The organism is Lacticaseibacillus sp. 53-4, assembly GCF_016861805.1.
In the GTDB taxonomy this organism is placed as follows: Bacteria; Bacillota; Bacilli; order Lactobacillales; family Lactobacillaceae; genus Lacticaseibacillus.
In genome coordinates this window covers 1-19,348 of record NZ_BOLT01000019.1, presented here as the reverse complement: position 1 = coordinate 19,348, position 19,348 = coordinate 1, and the positions used below count along the sequence as shown (strand labels likewise).

At 57.9% G+C, this 19,348-nt stretch carries 23 protein-coding genes and 1 riboswitch; of the genes, 3 read left to right on the top strand and 20 right to left on the bottom strand.

What is annotated here, in order from left to right; all coding sequences use genetic code 11:
* Positions 1-18 precede the first annotated feature (18 nt).
* Complete coding sequence (locus JUF21_RS08405) at positions 19-1,197, bottom strand: CCA tRNA nucleotidyltransferase (protein WP_203624584.1); 1,179 nt, start codon at positions 1,195-1,197, stop codon at positions 19-21.
* Positions 1,198-1,298: 101 nt separating this feature from the next.
* Here JUF21_RS08405 and JUF21_RS08400 point away from each other — a divergent pair, with 101 nt between their 5' ends.
* Positions 1,299-2,177: a YitT family protein gene (locus JUF21_RS08400; protein WP_203624583.1), complete on the top strand. Its 879-nt coding sequence runs from the start codon at positions 1,299-1,301 to the stop codon at positions 2,175-2,177.
* 39 nt (positions 2,178-2,216) lie between these two features.
* Here the strand turns inward: JUF21_RS08400 and JUF21_RS08395 are convergent, their stop codons facing one another.
* From JUF21_RS08395 to JUF21_RS08360, 8 genes are all read right to left on the bottom strand, one after another.
* Positions 2,217-3,488, bottom strand: coding sequence for a lipopolysaccharide assembly protein LapB (locus tag JUF21_RS08395; protein ID WP_203624738.1), 1,272 nt, complete (start codon positions 3,486-3,488; stop codon positions 2,217-2,219).
* 78 nt (positions 3,489-3,566) lie between these two features.
* Entirely contained in the window at positions 3,567-3,842 is a 276-nt protein-coding gene (locus tag JUF21_RS08390) for an HU family DNA-binding protein (RefSeq protein WP_125584527.1), read from the bottom strand.
* Between the two features lie 226 nt (positions 3,843-4,068).
* Complete coding sequence (der, locus tag JUF21_RS08385) at positions 4,069-5,379, bottom strand: ribosome biogenesis GTPase Der (RefSeq protein ID WP_125754887.1); 1,311 nt, start codon at positions 5,377-5,379, stop codon at positions 4,069-4,071.
* Positions 5,380-5,740: 361 nt separating this feature from the next.
* Positions 5,741-7,063 carry a 30S ribosomal protein S1 gene (gene rpsA, locus JUF21_RS08380; protein ID WP_125754886.1) on the bottom strand — a complete coding sequence of 441 codons (1,323 nt, stop codon included), beginning with the start codon at positions 7,061-7,063 and terminating at the stop codon, positions 5,741-5,743.
* Positions 7,064-7,134: 71 nt separating this feature from the next.
* Positions 7,135-7,809 carry a (d)CMP kinase gene (cmk, locus tag JUF21_RS08375; RefSeq protein WP_125754885.1) on the bottom strand — a complete coding sequence of 225 codons (675 nt, stop codon included), beginning with the start codon at positions 7,807-7,809 and terminating at the stop codon, positions 7,135-7,137.
* Between the two features lie 102 nt (positions 7,810-7,911).
* The gene (locus JUF21_RS08370) at positions 7,912-8,499 is read right to left on the bottom strand and encodes a LysM domain-containing protein (protein ID WP_203624737.1); all 588 of its coding nucleotides are present in this window, start codon (positions 8,497-8,499) and stop codon (positions 7,912-7,914) included.
* 57 nt (positions 8,500-8,556) lie between these two features.
* Complete coding sequence (locus tag JUF21_RS08365) at positions 8,557-9,972, bottom strand: ATP-dependent DNA helicase RecQ (RefSeq protein ID WP_203624736.1); 1,416 nt, start codon at positions 9,970-9,972, stop codon at positions 8,557-8,559.
* The gene (locus JUF21_RS08360) at positions 9,965-10,942 is read right to left on the bottom strand and encodes a hypothetical protein (RefSeq protein ID WP_203624735.1); all 978 of its coding nucleotides are present in this window, start codon (positions 10,940-10,942) and stop codon (positions 9,965-9,967) included. Before JUF21_RS08360 ends, JUF21_RS08365 begins: the two co-directional genes overlap by 8 nt.
* A 22-nt stretch (positions 10,943-10,964) precedes the next feature.
* Here JUF21_RS08360 and JUF21_RS08355 point away from each other — a divergent pair, with 22 nt between their 5' ends.
* Both JUF21_RS08355 and JUF21_RS08350 read left to right on the top strand, forming a co-directional pair.
* Positions 10,965-11,207 (top strand): ferredoxin, encoded by a 243-nt coding sequence (locus JUF21_RS08355; protein ID WP_203624734.1) that lies wholly within the window; start codon positions 10,965-10,967, stop codon positions 11,205-11,207.
* A 136-nt stretch (positions 11,208-11,343) separates the two neighbouring features.
* The gene (locus JUF21_RS08350) at positions 11,344-12,351 is read left to right on the top strand and encodes an amidohydrolase family protein (RefSeq protein WP_239061438.1); all 1,008 of its coding nucleotides are present in this window, start codon (positions 11,344-11,346) and stop codon (positions 12,349-12,351) included.
* A 50-nt stretch (positions 12,352-12,401) separates the two neighbouring features.
* Here the strand turns inward: JUF21_RS08350 and JUF21_RS08345 are convergent, their stop codons facing one another.
* The 11 genes from JUF21_RS08345 to JUF21_RS08295 form a co-directional block, all read right to left on the bottom strand.
* Positions 12,402-12,992 carry an ECF transporter S component gene (locus tag JUF21_RS08345; RefSeq protein ID WP_203624733.1) on the bottom strand — a complete coding sequence of 197 codons (591 nt, stop codon included), beginning with the start codon at positions 12,990-12,992 and terminating at the stop codon, positions 12,402-12,404.
* Positions 12,993-13,103: 111 nt separating this feature from the next.
* A riboswitch (FMN riboswitch) is annotated at positions 13,104-13,227 on the bottom strand.
* Between the two features lie 52 nt (positions 13,228-13,279).
* Entirely contained in the window at positions 13,280-14,023 is a 744-nt protein-coding gene (locus tag JUF21_RS08340; RefSeq protein ID WP_203624732.1) for a pseudouridine synthase, read from the bottom strand.
* On the bottom strand, positions 14,013-14,672 hold the full coding sequence (gene scpB, locus JUF21_RS08335) for an SMC-Scp complex subunit ScpB (protein WP_203663955.1): 660 nt from the start codon (positions 14,670-14,672) through the stop codon (positions 14,013-14,015). Before scpB ends, JUF21_RS08340 begins: the two co-directional genes overlap by 11 nt.
* Entirely contained in the window at positions 14,672-15,400 is a 729-nt protein-coding gene (locus JUF21_RS08330; protein WP_203624730.1) for a ScpA family protein, read from the bottom strand. The genes scpB and JUF21_RS08330 overlap by 1 nt, the downstream gene beginning before the upstream one ends.
* Entirely contained in the window at positions 15,375-15,767 is a 393-nt protein-coding gene (locus JUF21_RS08325) for an N-acetyltransferase (RefSeq protein ID WP_203624729.1), read from the bottom strand. The genes JUF21_RS08330 and JUF21_RS08325 overlap by 26 nt, the downstream gene beginning before the upstream one ends.
* An 87-nt stretch (positions 15,768-15,854) precedes the next feature.
* Complete coding sequence (gene xerD / locus JUF21_RS08320; RefSeq protein WP_239061405.1) at positions 15,855-16,760, bottom strand: site-specific tyrosine recombinase XerD; 906 nt, start codon at positions 16,758-16,760, stop codon at positions 15,855-15,857.
* Positions 16,744-17,607 (bottom strand): S1-like domain-containing RNA-binding protein, encoded by an 864-nt coding sequence (locus JUF21_RS08315; protein WP_203624739.1) that lies wholly within the window; start codon positions 17,605-17,607, stop codon positions 16,744-16,746. The genes xerD and JUF21_RS08315 overlap by 17 nt, the downstream gene beginning before the upstream one ends.
* An 11-nt stretch (positions 17,608-17,618) precedes the next feature.
* Positions 17,619-18,080 (bottom strand): DUF441 domain-containing protein, encoded by a 462-nt coding sequence (locus JUF21_RS08310; RefSeq protein ID WP_203624728.1) that lies wholly within the window; start codon positions 18,078-18,080, stop codon positions 17,619-17,621.
* A gap of 156 nt (positions 18,081-18,236) precedes the next feature.
* Complete coding sequence (locus JUF21_RS08305; protein ID WP_203624727.1) at positions 18,237-18,680, bottom strand: hypothetical protein; 444 nt, start codon at positions 18,678-18,680, stop codon at positions 18,237-18,239.
* A 24-nt stretch (positions 18,681-18,704) separates the two neighbouring features.
* Entirely contained in the window at positions 18,705-18,899 is a 195-nt protein-coding gene (locus JUF21_RS08300) for a helix-turn-helix transcriptional regulator (protein ID WP_125754871.1), read from the bottom strand.
* 187 nt (positions 18,900-19,086) lie between these two features.
* Positions 19,087-19,348 (bottom strand): hypothetical protein (locus JUF21_RS08295; protein WP_203663947.1); only part of this gene is annotated, 262 nt, incomplete at its 5' end.

Below are 19,348 nucleotides of genomic sequence, written 5' to 3'. Positions count from 1 at the left end.
AAACGTTTACTCACGACATTATTCCTTTGCCGCTGCCAGCAGCGCCTGCTGGTCATTCGGCAGCTCCCCAAACACGACGGCACGTTCCAGGCGGTTCAGCGTCTGCCCCAGCTGGGGCCCCGGCTTGAAGCCGCTGGCCATCAGCGTTTTACCGTCAATCGCCAGCTCTGCCTTATCGTGAATCGGCAGCGCCGCGTAGGCCGCCTGCGCCTGGGCAACGTCGAAACTCGCATCCAGCGCGCGCCGCGCCGCAAACGCCACCTTGGCGGCTGCTTCACCGGCCTGATACAGCGCCCACGCGTCGGCGTCAGGCAGCTGGGCCAACAGCTGAGCGGCACTGGCGGTCAGGCGGATCAGGTCGTTGGCCTGCTTCCAAGCGCGGAGCAGCTTTTCCGCGTTCAGGCCCGTCAGATGCACGAGCAGGGTCCAGCCGATTGCAGGCGCCGTAAATTGCGGCGCCGTCAAGGCAGCCAGCTGACGCAGCGCCGTGTCCTGACCTTCAAGCTTCGGCGCGTACGCGTACAGCCCGGTGTCAATGAAGGTCGCGAGGCCCGCCTGGCGGTCCCGCCCCAGCAGCAGCTTGGTGAACTCGGTGGCCGTGCGTTCGACGGAAATTTTGCCCAGCAAGGCCGCATTGGTCGTAATCGCACTTTCGGTGGCCGGGTCGATGGCAAAGCCCAGCTGGCTCTGGAAGCGGACAGCCCGCATCATGCGCAGCGCGTCCTCGTGGAAGCGCGCGTGCGGGTCACCGACCGCCCGCAGCACCTTGTGGTCAAGGTCGGCCAGGCCGTCGAACAGATCGATCACGGTCCCGTCGTGGCGCACTGCCAGCGCGTTAACCGTGAAGTCACGGCGCTTGAGGTCCTCTTTTAGGGAACGCACAAAAGTGACATGGTCGGGCCGGCGGAAGTCCTGGTAGCCGGATTCGGTTCGAAACGTGGTCACCTCATAGCCGACGCCGTGGTGCAGCACCATCACCGTGCCGTGCTGGATGCCAGTGTCGACGGTGCGGGGAAAAATCTGCTTGATTTCCTGAGGATAGGCGGAGCTGGCGATGTCGACGTCGTGGATCGGCAGCCCCAGCAAGGCGTCGCGCACACTGCCGCCGACAAAATAGGCCTCAAACCCTGCCGCCTCAATTTTTTTCATGATGGGGATTGCCGCTTGGAAATCCGGATGACTCAAATCGATTTGCATGTCCTCGCTCCTTTTTCTCCCCTCCATCATAGCAAACTCACCGCACCCTGACTAAGGTCTGGTAGTATAAGGGTGATAAGTCCGTTCAAGGAGGGGCCGCGATGACGAAAAAAACACAGCGAATGGTGATGGATCTGGCGCTGATTACACTGGGGTGCGCCTTGTACGGCTTCGGCCTGGTCACCATCAACATCGCCAACCACCTCGCGGAAGGCGGCATCACCGGTATCACGCTGCTGATCCGCTACTGGTGGCACATCGACCCCGCCTACTCCACCCTGGTCCTCAACATCCCGCTGATTATCGTCGGCTATAAATTCCTCGGCAAGCGCGCCTTAGCTTACACGATTTACGGCACGGTGATGCTGTCGGTGTTCCTGTGGGTCTGGCAGCGCGTGCCGGTCAGTTTGGACATTCACCACGACCTGTTCATCGCCGGGGTGATGGCCGGGCTGTTCGGTGGCATCGGCAGCGGCCTGATTTACCGCCGCGGCGGCACCACCGGCGGCTCGGACGTCATCGCGCGGATTTTGGAAAAACAAACCGGCATTCCGATGGGCCGCTCGCTGCTGGGCTTTGACGTGGTCGTCCTGCTGGCCAGCCTGTCCTACCTGAACCTGGAACGCATGATGTACACGCTGCTGGCCAGCTACGTCTTCTCGCGCATCGTCGACTTCGTGCTGGAAGGCGCGTACGCGGCCAAGGGCGTGCTGATTGTCTCCGACTCGTCTGAGGCAATCGCCAACGCCATCATGAATCAGCTGGAGCGGGGCGCGACGTACCTCAAAGCGGAAGGCGGCTTTGCCCGCGACCAAAAGCGCGTCGTCTACGCGGTCGTTGCCACCACTGAAATTGCCGCGGTCAAGCGCATCATCGACGACATTGACCCCAAAGCCTTCATCACGATTTTGGACGTCCATGAGGCGCTGGGCGAAGGCTTCACGTACAAGCGCAAACCCAAGCGGCTGTTTCTCAGCTGAGCATGACAAAAGCCTTCCGCTGCAAGCGGAAGGCTTATTTTAGTCCTGCGTTTCGTCGGTCAGCTCATCGAGCCGATCCTGCATCTCGACGTCATCCGGCACCAACTTCAGGTACCGGGTCAAAGCCGCTTTCAACTCGGCTGTGGCGCCGGTGGACTGGAAGAAGTCGATGATGTCGTGCAGAAAATCCGCGGATCCTTGCAGCGCGTTAAATGCCAGCAGGTAATTCTCCCGGGCCTTAGCGACGTCATCCAACCGGTCGTAGCTTTTCGCCAGATTCCAGTAAATTTGCGGATCGACCTCGTCGGACTTGTCCAGTGCCTCCAAAAAGGCCACGTTGTCTTCGTCTTTGTGCTGGGCCAGCAGCAGGTTGCTCCAGGACAGTGCAACGGCCTGGTTTTCCGGATCAATGGCACGCGCCTTTTTCAGGTAGCTTTCGGCCAGCTCCAGGTTCTCTTCCTTGATCGCCAGGCTGGCCCCCAAGGCGAAAAGCTCGGGGTTGGTGGCGTCCTGCTCGATGCCTTTTTGAACGGTGGTCAGGGCCGCCGCCTCGTCGCCGTTTTTCTGCTGGGCCATGGCCAGCGGCAGGTAGGCGTTAGCAAAGGACGGGTCGCCTTCGATCAGGCCCGTCAGCGTTTCGATCGCGTCTTTGGGTTGATCCAGCTGGCTGTACAAGCTGCCCAGCTGAAGCAGGCTGTCAGGATTCAGTTTCGCGACCCCCACATCTTCGTACACGGCCACTGCGTCCTCATACTGCCCCAGATGGCCCAGCGTGGCCGCGTAACGGGCTTTGATGTCGACATGGGCCAGTGAGTCCACACCGGCGTTGATCAGCTGAGAATACGCGAGCGCGGCCTGATCATCTCGGCCCCAGGCGAAGTACAACTCCCCTAAGGCAAACGTGACCACCGGCTCGTCCGGCACCAGCCGCTGGGCCTCCAGCAGCTTCTGCTCGGCGACTTCATACAGGCCCTGGGTCTGGTAGACGTCCGCTTCGGCCAGCAGCGCCTGCGGGTACGCGTCGGAGTCTGGCGTGACCTTGGCCAGCAGGTTGAGCGCCTCATCAGTGTCGCCATCACCCACGGCAATGTCGGCCAGCGCCGTTTTGATCTCATCTTCATCCGGGTACTTGCCCATCAGCTCTTGGTAAAGCCGCTTGGCCTGCCCGGTGAAGCCTAGCGCGTATAATTCGCCGGCCAGGTTGAACTTGGTTTCGTCGTCGTCGTGCTTTAAGACGGACTGAAACAAGTTGCGCGACTCTTCCATCTTACCCTGCTCGAGGGCTTGGAGCATCTGCTCAGAATAGCTCATAACTACCTCCTGAAAAAACGGGCTCGAACAACTAGTGTTCGAACCCGTTTCGATAAACCTATCATTGCTCCAAGGAGACTACTTAACAGCGTCCTTGAGTGCCTTACCAGGCTTGAATGCAGGTACTTTTGATGCAGGGATCTTGATCTCTGCGCCAGTTTGCGGGTTGCGGCCCTTACGAGCAGCGCGTTCGCGTACTTCGAAGTTACCAAAGCCGATCAGTTGAACCTTCTCGCCTTTAGCCAAGGAAGCCTGGATGGAGCTAAATACTGCATCTACAGCTGCCGTTGCATCCTTCTTTGTCAAGCCGGTTGAAGTTGCAACATTTTCGATCAATTCTGCTTTATTTGCCATGATCTATTCACCTCCGTATAGATTTGGGTCAATCACCCAAATACCCAATCTTGGTTTCCAAGAATGAGGAAACAATGATAAACCGGTATCACCATTTCAATTTTCAAGATAACACACAAACCCCGGCGTAGCAAGGTTTTTTCCCATTATCATCAAAAAAGTAGAAGGGATATGAAAACATATCGCTGAAAAGGAACCAGATACTCTCGGGCTTGGGTAAACCCCGTTATTTCCGCTTTCTGGCGATTAAATGAATCGGCGTGCCCTCAAAATCGAACGTCTTGCGCAACTGGTTAATGAGAAAGCGCTCATAAGAGAAGTGCAGCAGGTCCGGATCGTTGACGAAAACCACGAATGTCGGGGGTTTGACGGCCACCTGCGTCATGTAGTAAATGCGCAGGCGCTTGCCGTTGATTGTCGGCGTCGGCGTGACCGCCAGCGCATCGAGCAAAACGTCGTTGAGTACAGCACTCTGAATGCGGCGATTCTGATTTTCTGAAACCGTCTGGATCATTGCCGGCAGGTTTGTCAGGCGCTGATGCGTCTTTGCTGATACAAAAACGATCGGTGCGTAGTCCAGGTACTGGAATTCGTCTCGCACGTGCTGTTCAAATTCCTGAATCGTGTGGTTATCTTTCTCTTTTAGCGTGTCCCACTTGTTGACCACGATGATGATCCCGCGGCCGGCTTCGTGTGCGTACCCGGCAACCTTTTTATCCTGCTCGCGAATCCCGGTTTCCGCATCCAGCACCACCAACACCACATCGGAGCGGTCGATTGCCCGCAACGCGCGCATGACGGCGTATTTTTCCGTGCTTTCATACACCTTGCCGCGTTTGCGGATCCCGGCGGTGTCGATCATGGTGAACTCCTGGCCGCCGTGCTCGAACTTGGTGTCGATCGCATCACGTGTCGTGCCCTCGATGGGGCTGACAATGACCCGTTCTTCGCCCAGGATGGCATTGACCAGCGAAGACTTGCCGACATTCGGCCGGCCAATGAAGGAAAACTTGATCGAGTCGTCCTCAGTGTCCTGGCCTTCGTCAGGAAACGCGGCAAACACCGCGTCCAGCACGTCGCCCAGGCCAATGCCATGGCTCCCAGACAGCGGGTACGGCTCGCCAAAGCCCAGACTATAAAAGTCGTAAATGTCGTTGCGCCGCTCCGGGTTATCGACCTTGTTAACGGCGAGCACCACCGGCTTGTCTGCCTTGTAGAGGATCTGCGCCACGCGCTCGTCGGCGTCGGTGACGCCGGCTTCGACACTGGTCAGAAACAGGATCACGTCGGCCTCATCGATGGCGATTTCCGCCTGGTCCGAGATCTGCTGCAAAAACGGCTCGTCGCCGATGTCGATCCCGCCGGTGTCGATCAGGGCAAATTGCCTGCCCAGCCATTCGGCCTTGGCGTAGATCCGGTCCCGGGTCACACCTGGGGTGTCTTCGACGATTGAGACACGCTCGCCGATCATGCGGTTAAAAATCGTCGATTTGCCGACATTGGGCCGGCCGACGATTGCTAATGTGGGGAGTACCATAGAATTATCTTCCCTTTCTATAAAACCGGACCCCTTCAGGTAATGGGGCCCTCGCGTTTGGAGGTGCGACCAAGTGCGCACCTCATCTAATCGGGCTACGGCTTGGCAGCTAACGCACGTCACCCTGTAGCTCGCTTTGCTCGTACAGGCTGATCAACGCCTGAGCGCTTAGCTACGCCCAAGGACTCGCCGCCAAAATACGGCGGCAATGCCTTGGGCTATGATCAGACTGTAGCCGTTCATGGCGTACAGTCTGACATGCGTAGCGGCTAATCGTCAGGCTAAGTACGCCAAGCCTGCGCACCTTCGCACCTTACATATAAAAACCGAGGCATCTCTGCCTCGGCCAAAAAGCAATTGCTTACTTGTTGTCTTTGTCGTCCTTCTCATCGTTCGGCGTGCTCAGGTTCTTCAGCGCGTCGCCGAGCAAATCGCCCATTGAGAAGCCTGAATCGTCCTGCTGATATTCAGCCGGAATCTGAGTGTGTTCGCTGCGGCCGCCACGACGGCCACCGCGATCGCCGCCACGACTGTTGCCACCGCGGTTATTGTTGCCGCCGTTGCTGCGTGGGCGATCGTCGCTGCTGCCTTCAGGCGCTTCGGTCAGCGCTTTGATGGACAGCGCCAGACGGTGCTGATCTGGGTCAACAGACAAAACCTTGACCTGAATCTCTTGCCCTTCGCTCAGAACATCCTGAGGCGTTGCAATGTGCTCGTGAGAAATCTGGGAAATGTGAACCAGACCCTCAACGCCAGGGAAGACTTCAACAAATGCGCCGAAGCTGGTCAGGCGCTTAACAGTCCCGGTCAGAACAGAGCCGGCCGGTGCCTTTTCTTCGATGTCATCCCAAGGCTGCGGCAACGTCGCCTTGATGGACAGGCTGATGCGGTTGCGATCAGGATCAACGGCCAAAACCTTGACCTTGATGTCCTGACCAACCTTCAGCACGTCGCTTGGCTTGTCAACGTGATCGAAACTGATTTCGGACACGTGGACCAGACCATCGACGCCGCCAAGGTCAACGAACGCACCAAAGTTGGTGAGCCGGGCAACCTTGCCTTCAACCGTGTCGCCAGGCTGGATCTTCGCAAAGATCTCCTTGCGAGCTTCAGCCTTGCCGGCTTCAACAATCGCACGGTGAGACAAGATCAAGCGGTTTTCGCTTGGCTCGATCTCGATGATCTTGAATTCCAGTTCCTGACCCTTGTACTGAGACAGGTCTTCAACGAAGTGGTCGGAAACCATGCTTGCTGGGACGAACCCACGCACGCCGGCGTTAACGACCAAGCCGCCTTTAACGACGGATGTGACTGGTGCGGTGATGGTCTCACCGGCATCGGCCTTGGCCTGGATGTCTTTCCAAACCTTTTGGGCTTCGAGGCGACGCTTGGAAAGCAGGTACTGACCGTTTTCCTTGTCCTTGCCGATCGTGGAGATCACGACCAGGTCGAGCTTGTCGCCGACTTTAGCAACCGAGTTGATGTCATCGATTGGCTGAGTGGATAACTCTTTAAGAGGAACGACACCCTCAACGCCGGTGCCCTCGATCCCTACAACCAGTTGCTTGTCTTCGACTGCTAATACTTCACCTTTTACGGTGTCGCCGATGTGAACAGTTTCAACGCTCTTCAGCGCGTCCGCCATTGTTTCGGTGTTTTCGCTTGACTCATTCTTTTCACTCATGCCAGAAAATTCCTCCTATACGACTGTCATACTTAATCTATTGTACCCGATACGGGGCAAAATACCAACATTTAGTTTTGCGTTTTTAACCGCTTTTTGTTGACAATGTCAATGATGGTTTGCACCTCGTCATCGATTGTCATGTGGCTGGAATCGATTTCGACGGCATCGGCCGCTTTGCGCAGCGGCGAAACCGCGCGCGTCGAGTCCTTGCGGTCGCGCTCGGCAATCTCTTCTTCCAGCTTGGCAACCGGCGTCATGATGCCCTTTTCCACGTTTTCCTTGTACCGGCGCTGGGCGCGCGTCGCGACCGAGGCGACCATGTAAATTTTCACCTCGGCGTCAGGCAACACGGTCGTGCCGATGTCGCGCCCGTCCATCACAATATCGTGATTGGCTGCAATTTCGCGCTGGCGGCGGACCATTTCCTCGCGCACCTTGGGCAGTGCCGATACCTGGCTGACGTTGTTGGTGGTTTCCTCCTGGCGAATGGCCAAGGTCACGTCCTGGCCAGCCATGAAGACCAGCTGGCCGTCTGGACTGGGCTTGAAAGTGATGTCCAGCCCGCGCAGTGCGGCCATGATCGCGGCCTCATCCCCGTAGTCGATGCCCTTTTGCTTGGCCATGACGGTAGCCGTGCGATACATCGCCCCGGTGTCACAGTAGATGAACCCCAACTTGGTGGCGACTAACTTGGCAATGGTGCTTTTGCCCGACCCCGCCGGGCCGTCAATGGCAATCTGCATACTGAAAACTCCTCCTCGCTGGCTTGGGGCAGCCCCCGCGCCGCTTACTGCAGTCATTATACCCAAAAAAGAGCCGAGGGTTCGCCTCGACTCACTGAATTCTTATTTGATTCGCACTGATTTGCCAGGGGTCAAGGTGCCTTGACCGTTCCACTGGTAGAATTGGCTGAGCGAAATGCCGTGGTTAACCGCGATACGATAAGCGTTATCCCCTTGCTTGACGGTGTAGTAACCCGCCGCCGTGCTAGAGCTGGATGACGCGCTGCTCGAGGAGGCAACGCTGGATGAGCTGCTTGCCGGCGTGCTGCTGGAAGCCGTGCTGCTTGAGCTGGCCGGCTGTGTACTGCTCGATGACTGGCTGCTCGATTTGCTGCTGGAGGCGCGGTGCTTTTTCTTCTTGCTGCTGGTGCTTGAGCTCGACTTCTTACTGCCGCTGGAAACAGCAATTTTATCATTGCTATTATTATTACTGGAGTTGCTGGAAATCGCGTTATAAGCCACCGGCACGATAATGAACAAGGCGATCAGGCCCCATAAGACGTACTGAAGCACCCTGGTACCGCGAGATTTTTTGCGCGTCGCGACTCGGGAAAGGTTGCCCTCGTCATCGCGATCGTCTTCGAACTGCTTATTCCACGGTTGGCTCTTGTCCGCGTCATCAGGCTGTTTGTGATCGGTTTTCTTATTCATTGAAACGGTCCTCCTTGCATACTAGAGCTATTGTATCATATTTAATCACGTCGATTTTTAATTCTGTTTAAAGATACGCGCGAAAATTTGTTGCCAATCCTGGGATTGGCGGGGTTTGACCGCGGCCCCCGGGGCCAGCTGAGCGACCACCACGGCCGTCAGTGCGCCGCAGCAAAAGTCGGTGTGGGCAGCGCCGGTGGAGTCAAAATGCCGCAGCAGCGTGGTCCGCTTGCACTCGCTGGTGGTCGCAAGGGCCGCGATGGCCTCAAAGCTCTTCTGCTTCTCCCCACGCCGCGAAGCCAGCTGGGCTTCCACCTGCGCTTGCGTGAAGCCGGCCTGAATGTAGGCCTCGATCAGGGCCACTTGCGGATCGTCGAAGTCGGTGTAGGCACTGGGGTGTTTGAAAATGGTCTCGATCAGCTGCTGGTCCGGCAGGCTGGCGGCAAACTGGCCAGCACGGTTCAGGTCGTTCGGCTCAAGCAGCACCAGCGTCGCCGACTTTTGCCCGTCGCGGCCGGCGCGGCCGATGCCCTGCGAATAGGCTTCAAGCGATTCCGGCAGGTGCAGGTAAAGCACTAAGCGCACATCGGGCTTATCGATGCCCATGCCAAACGCGCTGGTCGCACAGATCACTGCCAGCTGGTTGGCCATGAACTGCCGCTGGATCCGGTCGCGCTCCAGGGTGGCCAGCCCGGCGTGGTAAAACGCCGCGGCAATGCCTTGCGCCTGCAGCAGCTGAGCATAACGCTCCGCCTCTTTCTTGCGGTCAAAATACAAGATCTTCGGTCCTTGCACCTGCTGGACCACTGCCAGCGCCCGGGCCTGTTTTTGCTTGGGGCCTTCGACCGTTTCAAAGCCCATGAACAAGTTTGGCCGGTCGACCGAGGTGATCAGGCGCTTCGGCTGCGTCAAGTTCAGTCCCTGGATGATGTCTTGCTGCACCTTCAGCGGCGCGGTGGCCGTCAAAGCCAGCGTCGCGCCTGGCTGCAAGGCCCGGCGAAACTGGCCGAGCTGCAAGTAGGCCGGACGAAAATCCGGCCCCCACTGCGAGATGCAGTGGGCCTCGTCCACGACAAACAGGCTGACGGCAAGCCGTCGCAGCTGCGCCAGCACATCGGGGCGCCCCAGCGTCTCGGGCGCCAGGAACACAAATTTTTCGCTGGCCAAATGGTTCAGCACTTGGTTAAAGTCGGCCGGCAGCAGCCGACTGGACAGCGACACCACCCGCTTTTCGCCACTGGCCTGAAGGCGGGCCACCTGGTCCTCCATCAAGGCCAACAGCGGCTCGACCACCACGACCAGCCCGTCGAGCAGACGGCCCGGCAGCTGATAGCACAAGGTCTTCCCGCTGCCGGTGGGCAGCACGCCAAGCACGTCTTCGCCGTTTAAGACCGCCCGAATAATCTCCGCCTGGCCAGGCCGAAAGTCGTTGAAGCCAAACTGAGTGTTTAAGTAGGACTTTAAGTCAGCCACGCGGCCACCTCCCCTGCAGATTCAAGATTTGAAACAGCCGCACATGGAAAAACTCGGCGTCAGGCAGCGCGGCCAGCAACTTCTGATAGTCCTGCTCGTGCGGATCCGCCGCCGCAAACGCGTGAAGCAAGGCGGGCGGATAGAGCGCCTGGATGGGCGGCTGCCAGCCAAAAATCGCGGCCGCCAGCAGGTGCTCGTTGACGGTGCTGGGCTTTAGGTGCAGGGAAAGGCCCACCTGCTCGCGGGTCTGCCCGGCATCAATCAGCTGGCAGGCGCGATAGTTGCTCGGCGACAGCAGGGCCACCCGGCCGCCCCACAGGCTTTGCAGCGCTGGCCAGTCAGTGTGACCAGCGATCAGCGCCACCAGCTGAGCCAAATCGTCGAGGTGCCTGAATTCGCCGGCCAGATTTTCGGCCTGCGCTCCGCCGACAAAATCATGGCCGATCAGATGCTTGGCCAGCCGATTGGCCGAAGCGGCCGGCAGCAGGGCAAAGGCCGCCGTGAGTTCGCCGGCAAAATCGGCGTGCCGCGCCTGGCCGTACCAGCGCCGCACGTACTGCTGGACCGCCCAGTCCCGCACTGCGGGCTGGTAATGGTTGTTGTGGTACGCGGCCTCGGAAACCGCCTGCACGCCCAGCAGCAGGCGCAGCTCAAACTCGCGCACGCCCATCCAAGGCTGAAAATGCGTGGGCAACGCCACCCGCTTGGCCGCCTCCGCCTTGGCCTGCGGCTCCGCCAGCACGAGGCCAGTAGCCGTGTTGGACAAGGCGCCGCTTGCCGTCAGCTGCTTGATCGCCGCTTGAAAATCCTTGCGCGCCAGCGTAGGGTAAAGCTGAAGCCATTGCAGCTGGCCATGCTGGAGCGCGGCAAATAAGACCGACAGCGTCTTTTTGCCGTTCAGCAGCATGTACACCGCGGTTTCGCGCCGCGGCTGGTCATCAAATAATTGCACCACAAAATCTGTTAACATCTTTTCCCTCGGAAGTGAGTCTATGAAACCAGTATACGCGCATGTCGACCGGGCTGCCTGCATTGCTTGCGGGCTCTGCCAAATGCTGGCGCCGCAGCTGTTTGATTACGACAGCGAAGGCATCGCCAGCTACCACCCGGATGGCAACACCGGCACCAAGCCGGTCGACCCGGCCGATTTGATCGATTTGAAAATTGCCTTCCGCCGCTGCCCGACTGGTGCGATACAGCACAGCGAGCAGCCGTTCAACGATAAACAGAAATAGATTTCGCAGTCGGCCAAGTGCCGGCTGTTTTTGTTCTTCAGCAATGACACCTTTTGCCGCTTTTGTTTCATAAAGCTGTTCCGCTAATTGATTCTCGCCTCGTATACTAACGATGAACAAGTAAAGGAGTCGATAAATGATGAAAGTCATCACTGTTGAGGAACATTTTGAATCCGCCAAGGTCACCCAGGCCATGGCCGCCGCTGCCGGTCAGCAAAGCCGGCCAACCGTCAGTCCAGAAATGGCGCATTACATGCAAACGACCCTGCCGACACCGGCCATCATGCAGGACGTGGCCAAGGACCGGCTGGAATTCATGGACCGCTATGACATCGATATGCAGGTCCTCTCGTATGGCAATGCCCAGCCGCAAAACCTCGACCCCAAGGACGCGGTGCCGCTGAGCCAGCTGGCCAATGACGAGCTGGCCAAAGCCATTCAAGTCGCCCCGACGCGTTACGCCGGCTTGGCCGTATTGCCAGTTGGCGATCCGGAAGCAGCCGCCCAGGAACTGCACCGGGCAGTTGAACAGCTCGGCCTTAAAGGCGTCCTGCTCAAAGGCAATTACGCCGGCAAATTCTTTGATGACCCGTTCTTCTTCCCGATTTTTCAGGCGGCCGCCGACCTCAACGTGCCGGTGTACTTCCACCCGTCGTTTGTACCGCCGGTCATCACCCAGCACTACTTTGAAAGCGACCACTGGTCCGAAGTCGTGTCCGGGATCTTCGGCAGTGCCGGTTACGGCTGGCACATGGACGTCGGCATTCAGGTGATGCGCATGATCCTGTCAGGGATTTTTGACAAGCTGCCCAACCTCAAGCTGGTATCCGGTCACTGGGGCGAACTGGTCCCGATGTTCCTGGAACGCCTGGATGACGAGCTGGACCAGTATGCCGGGCTCAAGCGGCACTTCTCCGCTTACTACCGGGACAATGTTTATGTGACGCCAAGCGGCATCCTGAGTCAGCCGCAACTGAACTTCCTGCTGGAAGAAGTGGGCGCTGAGCACATCCTGTACTCGATTGACTACCCATACAAGCAGCCGGAAAGCGCCGCGACCTTCCTGACTGACGCCAAGCTTTCCGTCAGCCAGCGCGAGGCCATTGCGCATCGCAACGCCGAGCGTGTCTTCAACCTGAATTAGCGCATCAAAAAAGTCATCGTCTGCCGGCGATGACTTTTCGTTTACCTCAATTACTGTAAGTGGGTGGCCTGCTGCTGGGCGCGCTGCTTTTCCAACCACGGCATCAAAGCCTTGGCGATGGCGAAGAACACGACCGACACCACCGCGCCTTTAATCAGGTTGAACGGCACGACGCCAATCAGCACGTAGCGGGTCACGGACATCCCCAGCGGGAAGCTCATCACCGCCAGGTACATCGGCATGATGATCACCCAGTTGAGCAGGCTCATGATCACGGTCAAACTCAGCGTGCCAAGCGCCAGGCCAGAGACCTCGCGACCCAGGCCGCTCTTGGGTTTCATGGTCATCACCACCGGCAGCATGAAGCCGACCGAGGCGATGAACGCCGCCAAGTCACCGATCAAATTGACAATGCCGCCGCCGGTGAGCACAAAGTGGAGCAGCGAGCGGACAAACGCGACCATGATGCCGCCGGTTGGGCCGTACAGCAGGCCGCCAAGCAGCACCAGCAAGTCGGACAGGTCCAACTTGAGAAACGGAAACATCGGGAGAATCGGAAACGCCAGGTACATCATTAAGACAAACCCGACCGCCGACAGCAATGCGATCCCGACTAAACGGTGAACTCTAGAACCAGACATGAAATATCCCTCCATGTGGTTGCTTCAGAGAGGCCTGCGCCAAGGCGCGAAAAAAGACCCATTTACCCAGGGGGTAAACAGGCCTTAGCTTGAATGTCGATTCAAAATAAGCCCCATCTTCGTTTATCTAGACTATACTATCGGTCTCGGATTTCCACCAAGTCGGCCGTGCACATGCACGGTTCACGGACTATCACCGCCGGTCGGGAATTTCACCCTGCCCCTGAAGACGAACCAGTATTTAATTTTTAGTACTTACAAATTATAACCACACATGTAAGCGCTTGTCAACCTTTTTGCGCCAGCGCTTCAAGGGCGTGGATCTCCTCGCGCTTCAGGGGCCGGTACTCGCCGGGCTGCAGGCCTTCCAGCGTCAGCGGGCCGTACTGCTCGCGCGCCAGTTTCATGACCGGATAGCCGATCGCCTTGAACATCTTTTTGACCTGGTGGTTGATGCCTTGATGGATGGTCAGCTGGATGATGGCGGTATTTTTCAGCTTGTCTGAGCTGATTTGCTTGAAGCGCGCCGGCGCCAACTTCTTGTGGTCCACTACGAGACCGTCTTTCAGCGGCATCAGCTTGTCACGAGTCGGAATGCCCTGCACTTTAACGACGTACTTCTTCTCCACTTTATAAGACGGGTGCATCAGCATGTTGGCAAAATCGCCGTCGTTGGTCATGATGAGCAGCCCGGACGCGTCCCAGTCGAGCCGGCCGACGGGGTAAATGCGCTCCTTGACGTCCTCAAAAAAGTCCGTGACAGTGCGGCGGCCCTTGTCATCGGTCACGGCCGAGATCACGTCGCGGGGCTTGTAGAACACGAAGTACTGCTTCTGCTCTTCCTGGTTCAGCGGCACCCCGTCAACTTCGATCGCGTCCTGGCTGGTGACTTTGACGCCCATTTGCGTGACGACCTCACCGTTAACGGTGACGTGGCCGCCGGCGATCAGCTCCTCAGCGTGGCGGCGCGATGCCACCCCGGCGTTAGCGATAGCCTTTTGCAGGCGTTCTTCATTGGTTTTACTTGGCATGGTTGGATCCTTCCTCTGACTTCGCGTCAGTGGCCTCAGTTGGTGCAGCTTCTGAATCTGACGGCGCCGACTGGGCGTCATCTGCCGCACTGTCCGGCAAAGTGTTACGAAAATCGGTGAACAAGTCGACCTCAGTCGGGTCGGCCTTGGCCTCATCCAACGGCGGCAGGTCATCTAGGGTGTGCAGGCCGAAGTAGTCCAGGAAAAACGGCGTGGTGGCGTACAAAATCGGCCGCCCTGGCGCGTCCTTGCGCCCGGCCTCCTTGATCAGCTGCCGCGAGGCCAGGGTCGTCAAGGCGCCGGAGCTTTGCACCCCGCGCACGTCGTCGATTTCCAGGCGCGTGATGGGCTGCTGGTAGGCGATGATCGCCAGCACCTCCAGCGCGGCGTTAGACAACCCGGTATGCGGCGGGCCGGCGAAGTACTGCTTCAAGGCGCCTGCGTATTCCGGCTTGGTCAACAGATAATACCGGTCGTCGGCGCTTTGCAGCATCAGCCCGCGACTGATATCGTCTGCCAGCCCCTGCCCAAACGTGGCCAGCTGCTGGCGCATAGCGGCCGGTGAAATGTTGAGCAGCTGGGCAAAATCGCTCAGCGCAACGCCCGCTTCCCCAGCGGTGTACAAAATGGCTTCGATCACAGGCTGCATCAGGCGGCCTCCTTCTTCATCACGGTGATGGGCGCAAACGGCCCGGACTGCTCGCAGATGATCTGATCCGCCTTCATCAGCGTCAAAATCGCCAAAAAGGTGGTGACCACGCCATCCACCGTATTGACCGCGACCAGCGCGTCAAAGCGGCAGCTGCCGACTTCCTCGATTTGTTTGAGCACCTCGGCAATGCGCTTTTCCACCGAAATCGGCTCCGCTTCGATGTGCGCAATCGTCGTTTTAGTTGCCAGCTGCCGCGCGACCACCGCCGCCATTGCGCGGCTGATGTCGTTCAGCTTGACCGAGCCCGGCCGCATCGGCACCTGAACGTCGGCGCCGGGCAGGGACTCAGGCTTGGCATAGGACTGAGAGCGCGCCGTTTCCCGCTCCCGCAGCTGTTCGGCCGCCTCTTGGTAGACCTGGTAGGTCAACAGCTGGGCGACCAGTCCCGCGCGGGGATCTTCGTACTCGGCGTCCTCGTCCTCAGGATCCGGTTCGGGCTGAGGCAGCAGCATTTTGCTTTTCATCGCCATGAGACTGGCGGCCATAACAAAATAATCACCAGCCACGTCCAGCCGGGCTGTCTGCATGTCATGCAGGTAAGCCAGGTATTGGCTAGTGATCTCTGCGATCGGAATATCGTAAATATCGACTTCATTGGTCCGAATCAGGTGCCAAAGCAGGTCAAGCGGCCCAGAAAAGTCATTCAGCACCAACGTCAGTGCCATCGTGATCCTCTTTTCTATGCTTCGAAAACGCGGCGATCAGGCTGGCGTTGTCCATCGTGCCCATCAGTTTCTTATCCGGGTACTCGGCACACAAATCGCGCAGCACCGCAAACCGCGTCTCGTCGGAGCGCACTGCCGGCGAAAGCGACAGATGCCGCAGCATCACGTAGTCTTCGCCCAGCTCCACGCCGACGACCCCTTCGAAGTCCTCCCCAGGAGCTTCGCGGTACAGGTACAGCACATGCGAATTGTCCGCCGTGTACAGCGTCAGTTCGGTTCTGAGATGATCAATGTCCTTCAGGTCGGGAATGAACGACAAAAAGCCCATCGCGATCTTGGCATAATCATTCTTATACTTGGTTAGCATGATTGCCTCCACAGATTAACTACACTCTAGGATACTTTACCATATCTTAAGAGGGCGAACAAATTCCCCGTCGAGGCGGGTTTGTACTCACCCGCGCGGATGGGTCTGATGGTACACGGTCATGATTTTCTTGTTGGACAGGTGCGTGTAGATCTGGGTCGTGGAGATGTCGGCATGGCCAAGAAGCTCCTGCACCACCCGCAGGTCCGCGCCGTTTTCCAGCAAGTTCGTGGCAAAACTGTGGCGCAGTGTGTGCGGCGTGACGTCCTTTTGGATACCGAGGTCGGCAATGTAGGCCTTGAGGTTCTTCCAGATGCCCTGCCTCGTCAGCTGATGGCCGTGAAAATTGACGAACACGACGCTGGGCTTGCCGCTTTTGATCAGGCGCGGCCGGCTGTCATGCAGGTACTGATTGACCCAGTCGACGGCCTGCGGCGACACCGGCACAATGCGCTGCTTGTCGCCCTTCCCGGTGACTTCCAGCAGGTTCAAACTCAGGTGCAGCTGGTCCAGCCGCAAGTTGACCACCTCGGAGACCCGCAGCCCGGTCGCGTACATCAGCTCAAAAATCGCCCGGTCGCGCAGCCCCAGTGGCTTGTTGACGTCGGGCGCGGCCATCAGCGCGTCGATCTCCGGCCCGTTCAGCGTCGCCGGCAGGTGCTTGGCGGGCTTGGGTGAGTCGACCAGCGCCATCGGATCGACCTTCACGCGCTCTTCGCGCAGGAGGTACCGGTAAAACTTGCGCATGGCCGAAATCATCCGACTCTGCGACGTCGCGGCCTTGACCTGCGCCTGCGTCGCCAGGAAGGCCTGAATCGAAGCGAGGTCTTCCGGAAAACTTGGCAACTTTTGCTGGTTGACCCAGGCGGTGAATTCGACCAGGTCCTGACGGTAGCTGGCCTGCGTCGTTTTGGCTAAACCGCGCTCGATGTCCAGGTAGTGTACAAAATCCCCGATCAGATCGGCGCGCGCTTGTTCACTTTTGGTCGGCACGACGGGTCACTCCATTTTCTTCAACAATCAGGCGCGCCTTCAGCAGGTGCCCCAAGGCGCGCTTGAAGGCGCCCTTGCTGATACCAAACGTCATCTTGATGGCGTCCGGATCACTTTTATCGGTGTACGGGATTGACTTGCTCGGGTCGTGGTCGATGAAGGCCAGGATCATCGCGGCATCGTCGCCAATCTCCTCGTAAGCGCGCGGGCGCAGCGACAGGTTCAAGGTCCCATCGTCGCGCACGCCGATCACGCGGCCGTGCACGACCTCGCCGAGCCGCGGCTCCTGCTCGCGCTCGCTGGGGTGAATGAAGCCCAGATAATAGTCATCGGTGATGACATGGGTCCCAGACAGGCGCAGCGCGTACACCGTGGCGGTGACGTCCTCGTTCATCATTGCGGGCTTGGCCTGGTTGGCCACGGCCTGGAACATGTTCATGTCCGCCAGCTTGGCCCAGAGCCGGTGCTCCTTGTCGATGTGCATCGACACCATCAGGCGATCGCCCTTGGCCGGCCACAGTTTGCGCAGCTCTGGCAGGTCGTCCAACGACAGGACCAGGTCCTTGTCAGGCAGACCGATATCGATGAACACCCCCAGATCCTTGCGCACGTCAACGACTGTGCCAAAGGCGTAACGGTCGTAACCCACCTCGGGCAGCTTGGTCGTAAAGCGGTCCGCACCGCTTTTATTTTCGTACGCGAAACCGTGCAGTTCGTCGCCCACGGCAGGCTGCGTTTCAAACTCGGCAGCATCAACGCTCATCGTCACGCCTTGGTACTGCACAAACACCTGGGTCTCATTAAGGTCTGAAACCGTCGCGTCAATAATTTGCCCGTTAAAATTCATCATTTTCTCCTTTAATGCGTTGGCATCAAGTTAAACACGCTGAGGATCACGTACGTCATCCCGCTGGCAATCACCGGCCCGGCCGCGATGCCCTTGAGGAACACCACGCCCAGGATTGTCCCAAACACCAGCGCGACCGTCATTTCGGGATTGCCGGCAAGCAGGCCGACCCCTTTTGACGACAGCACCGCGACCAGAATGCCCATCGCGATGGCGATCCAGCCCGCCGGCGTCTTCATCACGTTCACCAAATCTTGGACCGTGATCTCACCGGTCGCGATCGGCACCATGATGGCCGCCGAAATGATCGTGACGCCCCAGTTGATGCCTTGGGCCTGCATCAGCTTCAGCAGCGGATGCAGCACCGGCACCAGCTTGAGCAGCATCACGAACCCGACGCCGATCATCAGGGCCTTGTTTTTCGACAGGGCGGCGATGCCGAACACCGCGCCAAGGAATAACCAGCTTTCCATGTCTACCTCCGAGGGTACAGTCTAGCTAACACTTTACACGCTTCGGCCAATATTGTCACTAGTTTACATAACGATAACGAGAAAATAATGGCGACCCTTGACCGCGATCAAATTTGGTCAAAAAAGGCTGCTGAATCGCTTCAGCAGCCTCACGCGCTATTTAACCCTGCCGGATCGCTCGCGCCACCATTGAATTAACGCAGCGGCCCCGATCAAGATGAAACACCAGGGCACCAGCGCGGCGACAGCAGCGCGCGTCAGCTGTCCCCGGACGACCAGCGGCTCCCCGTAATGCAGCGTCATCTTCCACCAATAGTCTTGACCCGTGATCAAGAGCTCAATGATGCCGATGCCGCCCAGCAGCAGCAAAATGCGAGTGCTCTCACTAGGCTTCAAATACGCGCCGGTGAAGATGTCGTAGATGATCACTGCCACCATGGTCAGAAAAAAGACCAGCAGAGTCAAAGTGCCCTGATCAGCCACGACTGGATGCCCGACTAACGCGGAGGCCGCGCCATTTAGGCCAAGCAGTCCGAGCAGCAGCCAAAAGCCGCCGGTGAATCCACGCAACCGAAGCAGGTGTTGTCTCTCATCAAACATCAGCTTGACCTCCCGATTAATGCGTCAGTCTTCCCAGAACAAGTCGTCCAGCGTTTTGCCCAACGCCTTGCAGATCCGCAGGCAAAGCTGAATGGTGGGATTGTAGTCCCCTTTTTCAATGGCCCCAATGGTTTGCCGCGTCACGCCGATCCGTTGAGCCAGCTCGGCCTGCGTCAGATCACGGGCAGTGCGCGCGGCGCGCATGCGTTCATTTTTCATCCATTATCCCTCGTCATCAGTATACGACCTGATCAAGCAGATGCCAAATATATATTACATTAGCGGTTCGCAATCGCCACTGCGACGTCTATGAAATTAAAAAATAGGGGGAACTCTGCTGGAGGTAAAAAAGTTAATTATCAAGGGAACGTTACTCTAAGAGCAATTCACACTTATTGACATTCACCTACTTAGGCGTACATTTGTTGTGTAATCGGTTACATACCCCGCGCAAAACCACCAGATTATTCATCTGAAGGGGAACGTTCTTCTCGAAGGAGATAAGTTTCACTCTTCCAACGTTAATTCTCACAATGACGCTTGCAATGCCAGGCTTCATCGTTAAAGCAACAAAGCTGAACGACAACTCTGCCTCAATTTTCAAGTCAAGTGCAACGATGATAACGAATTCTTGATAGTGGTCTAGGCTGTTACGCCATGCATCGGTA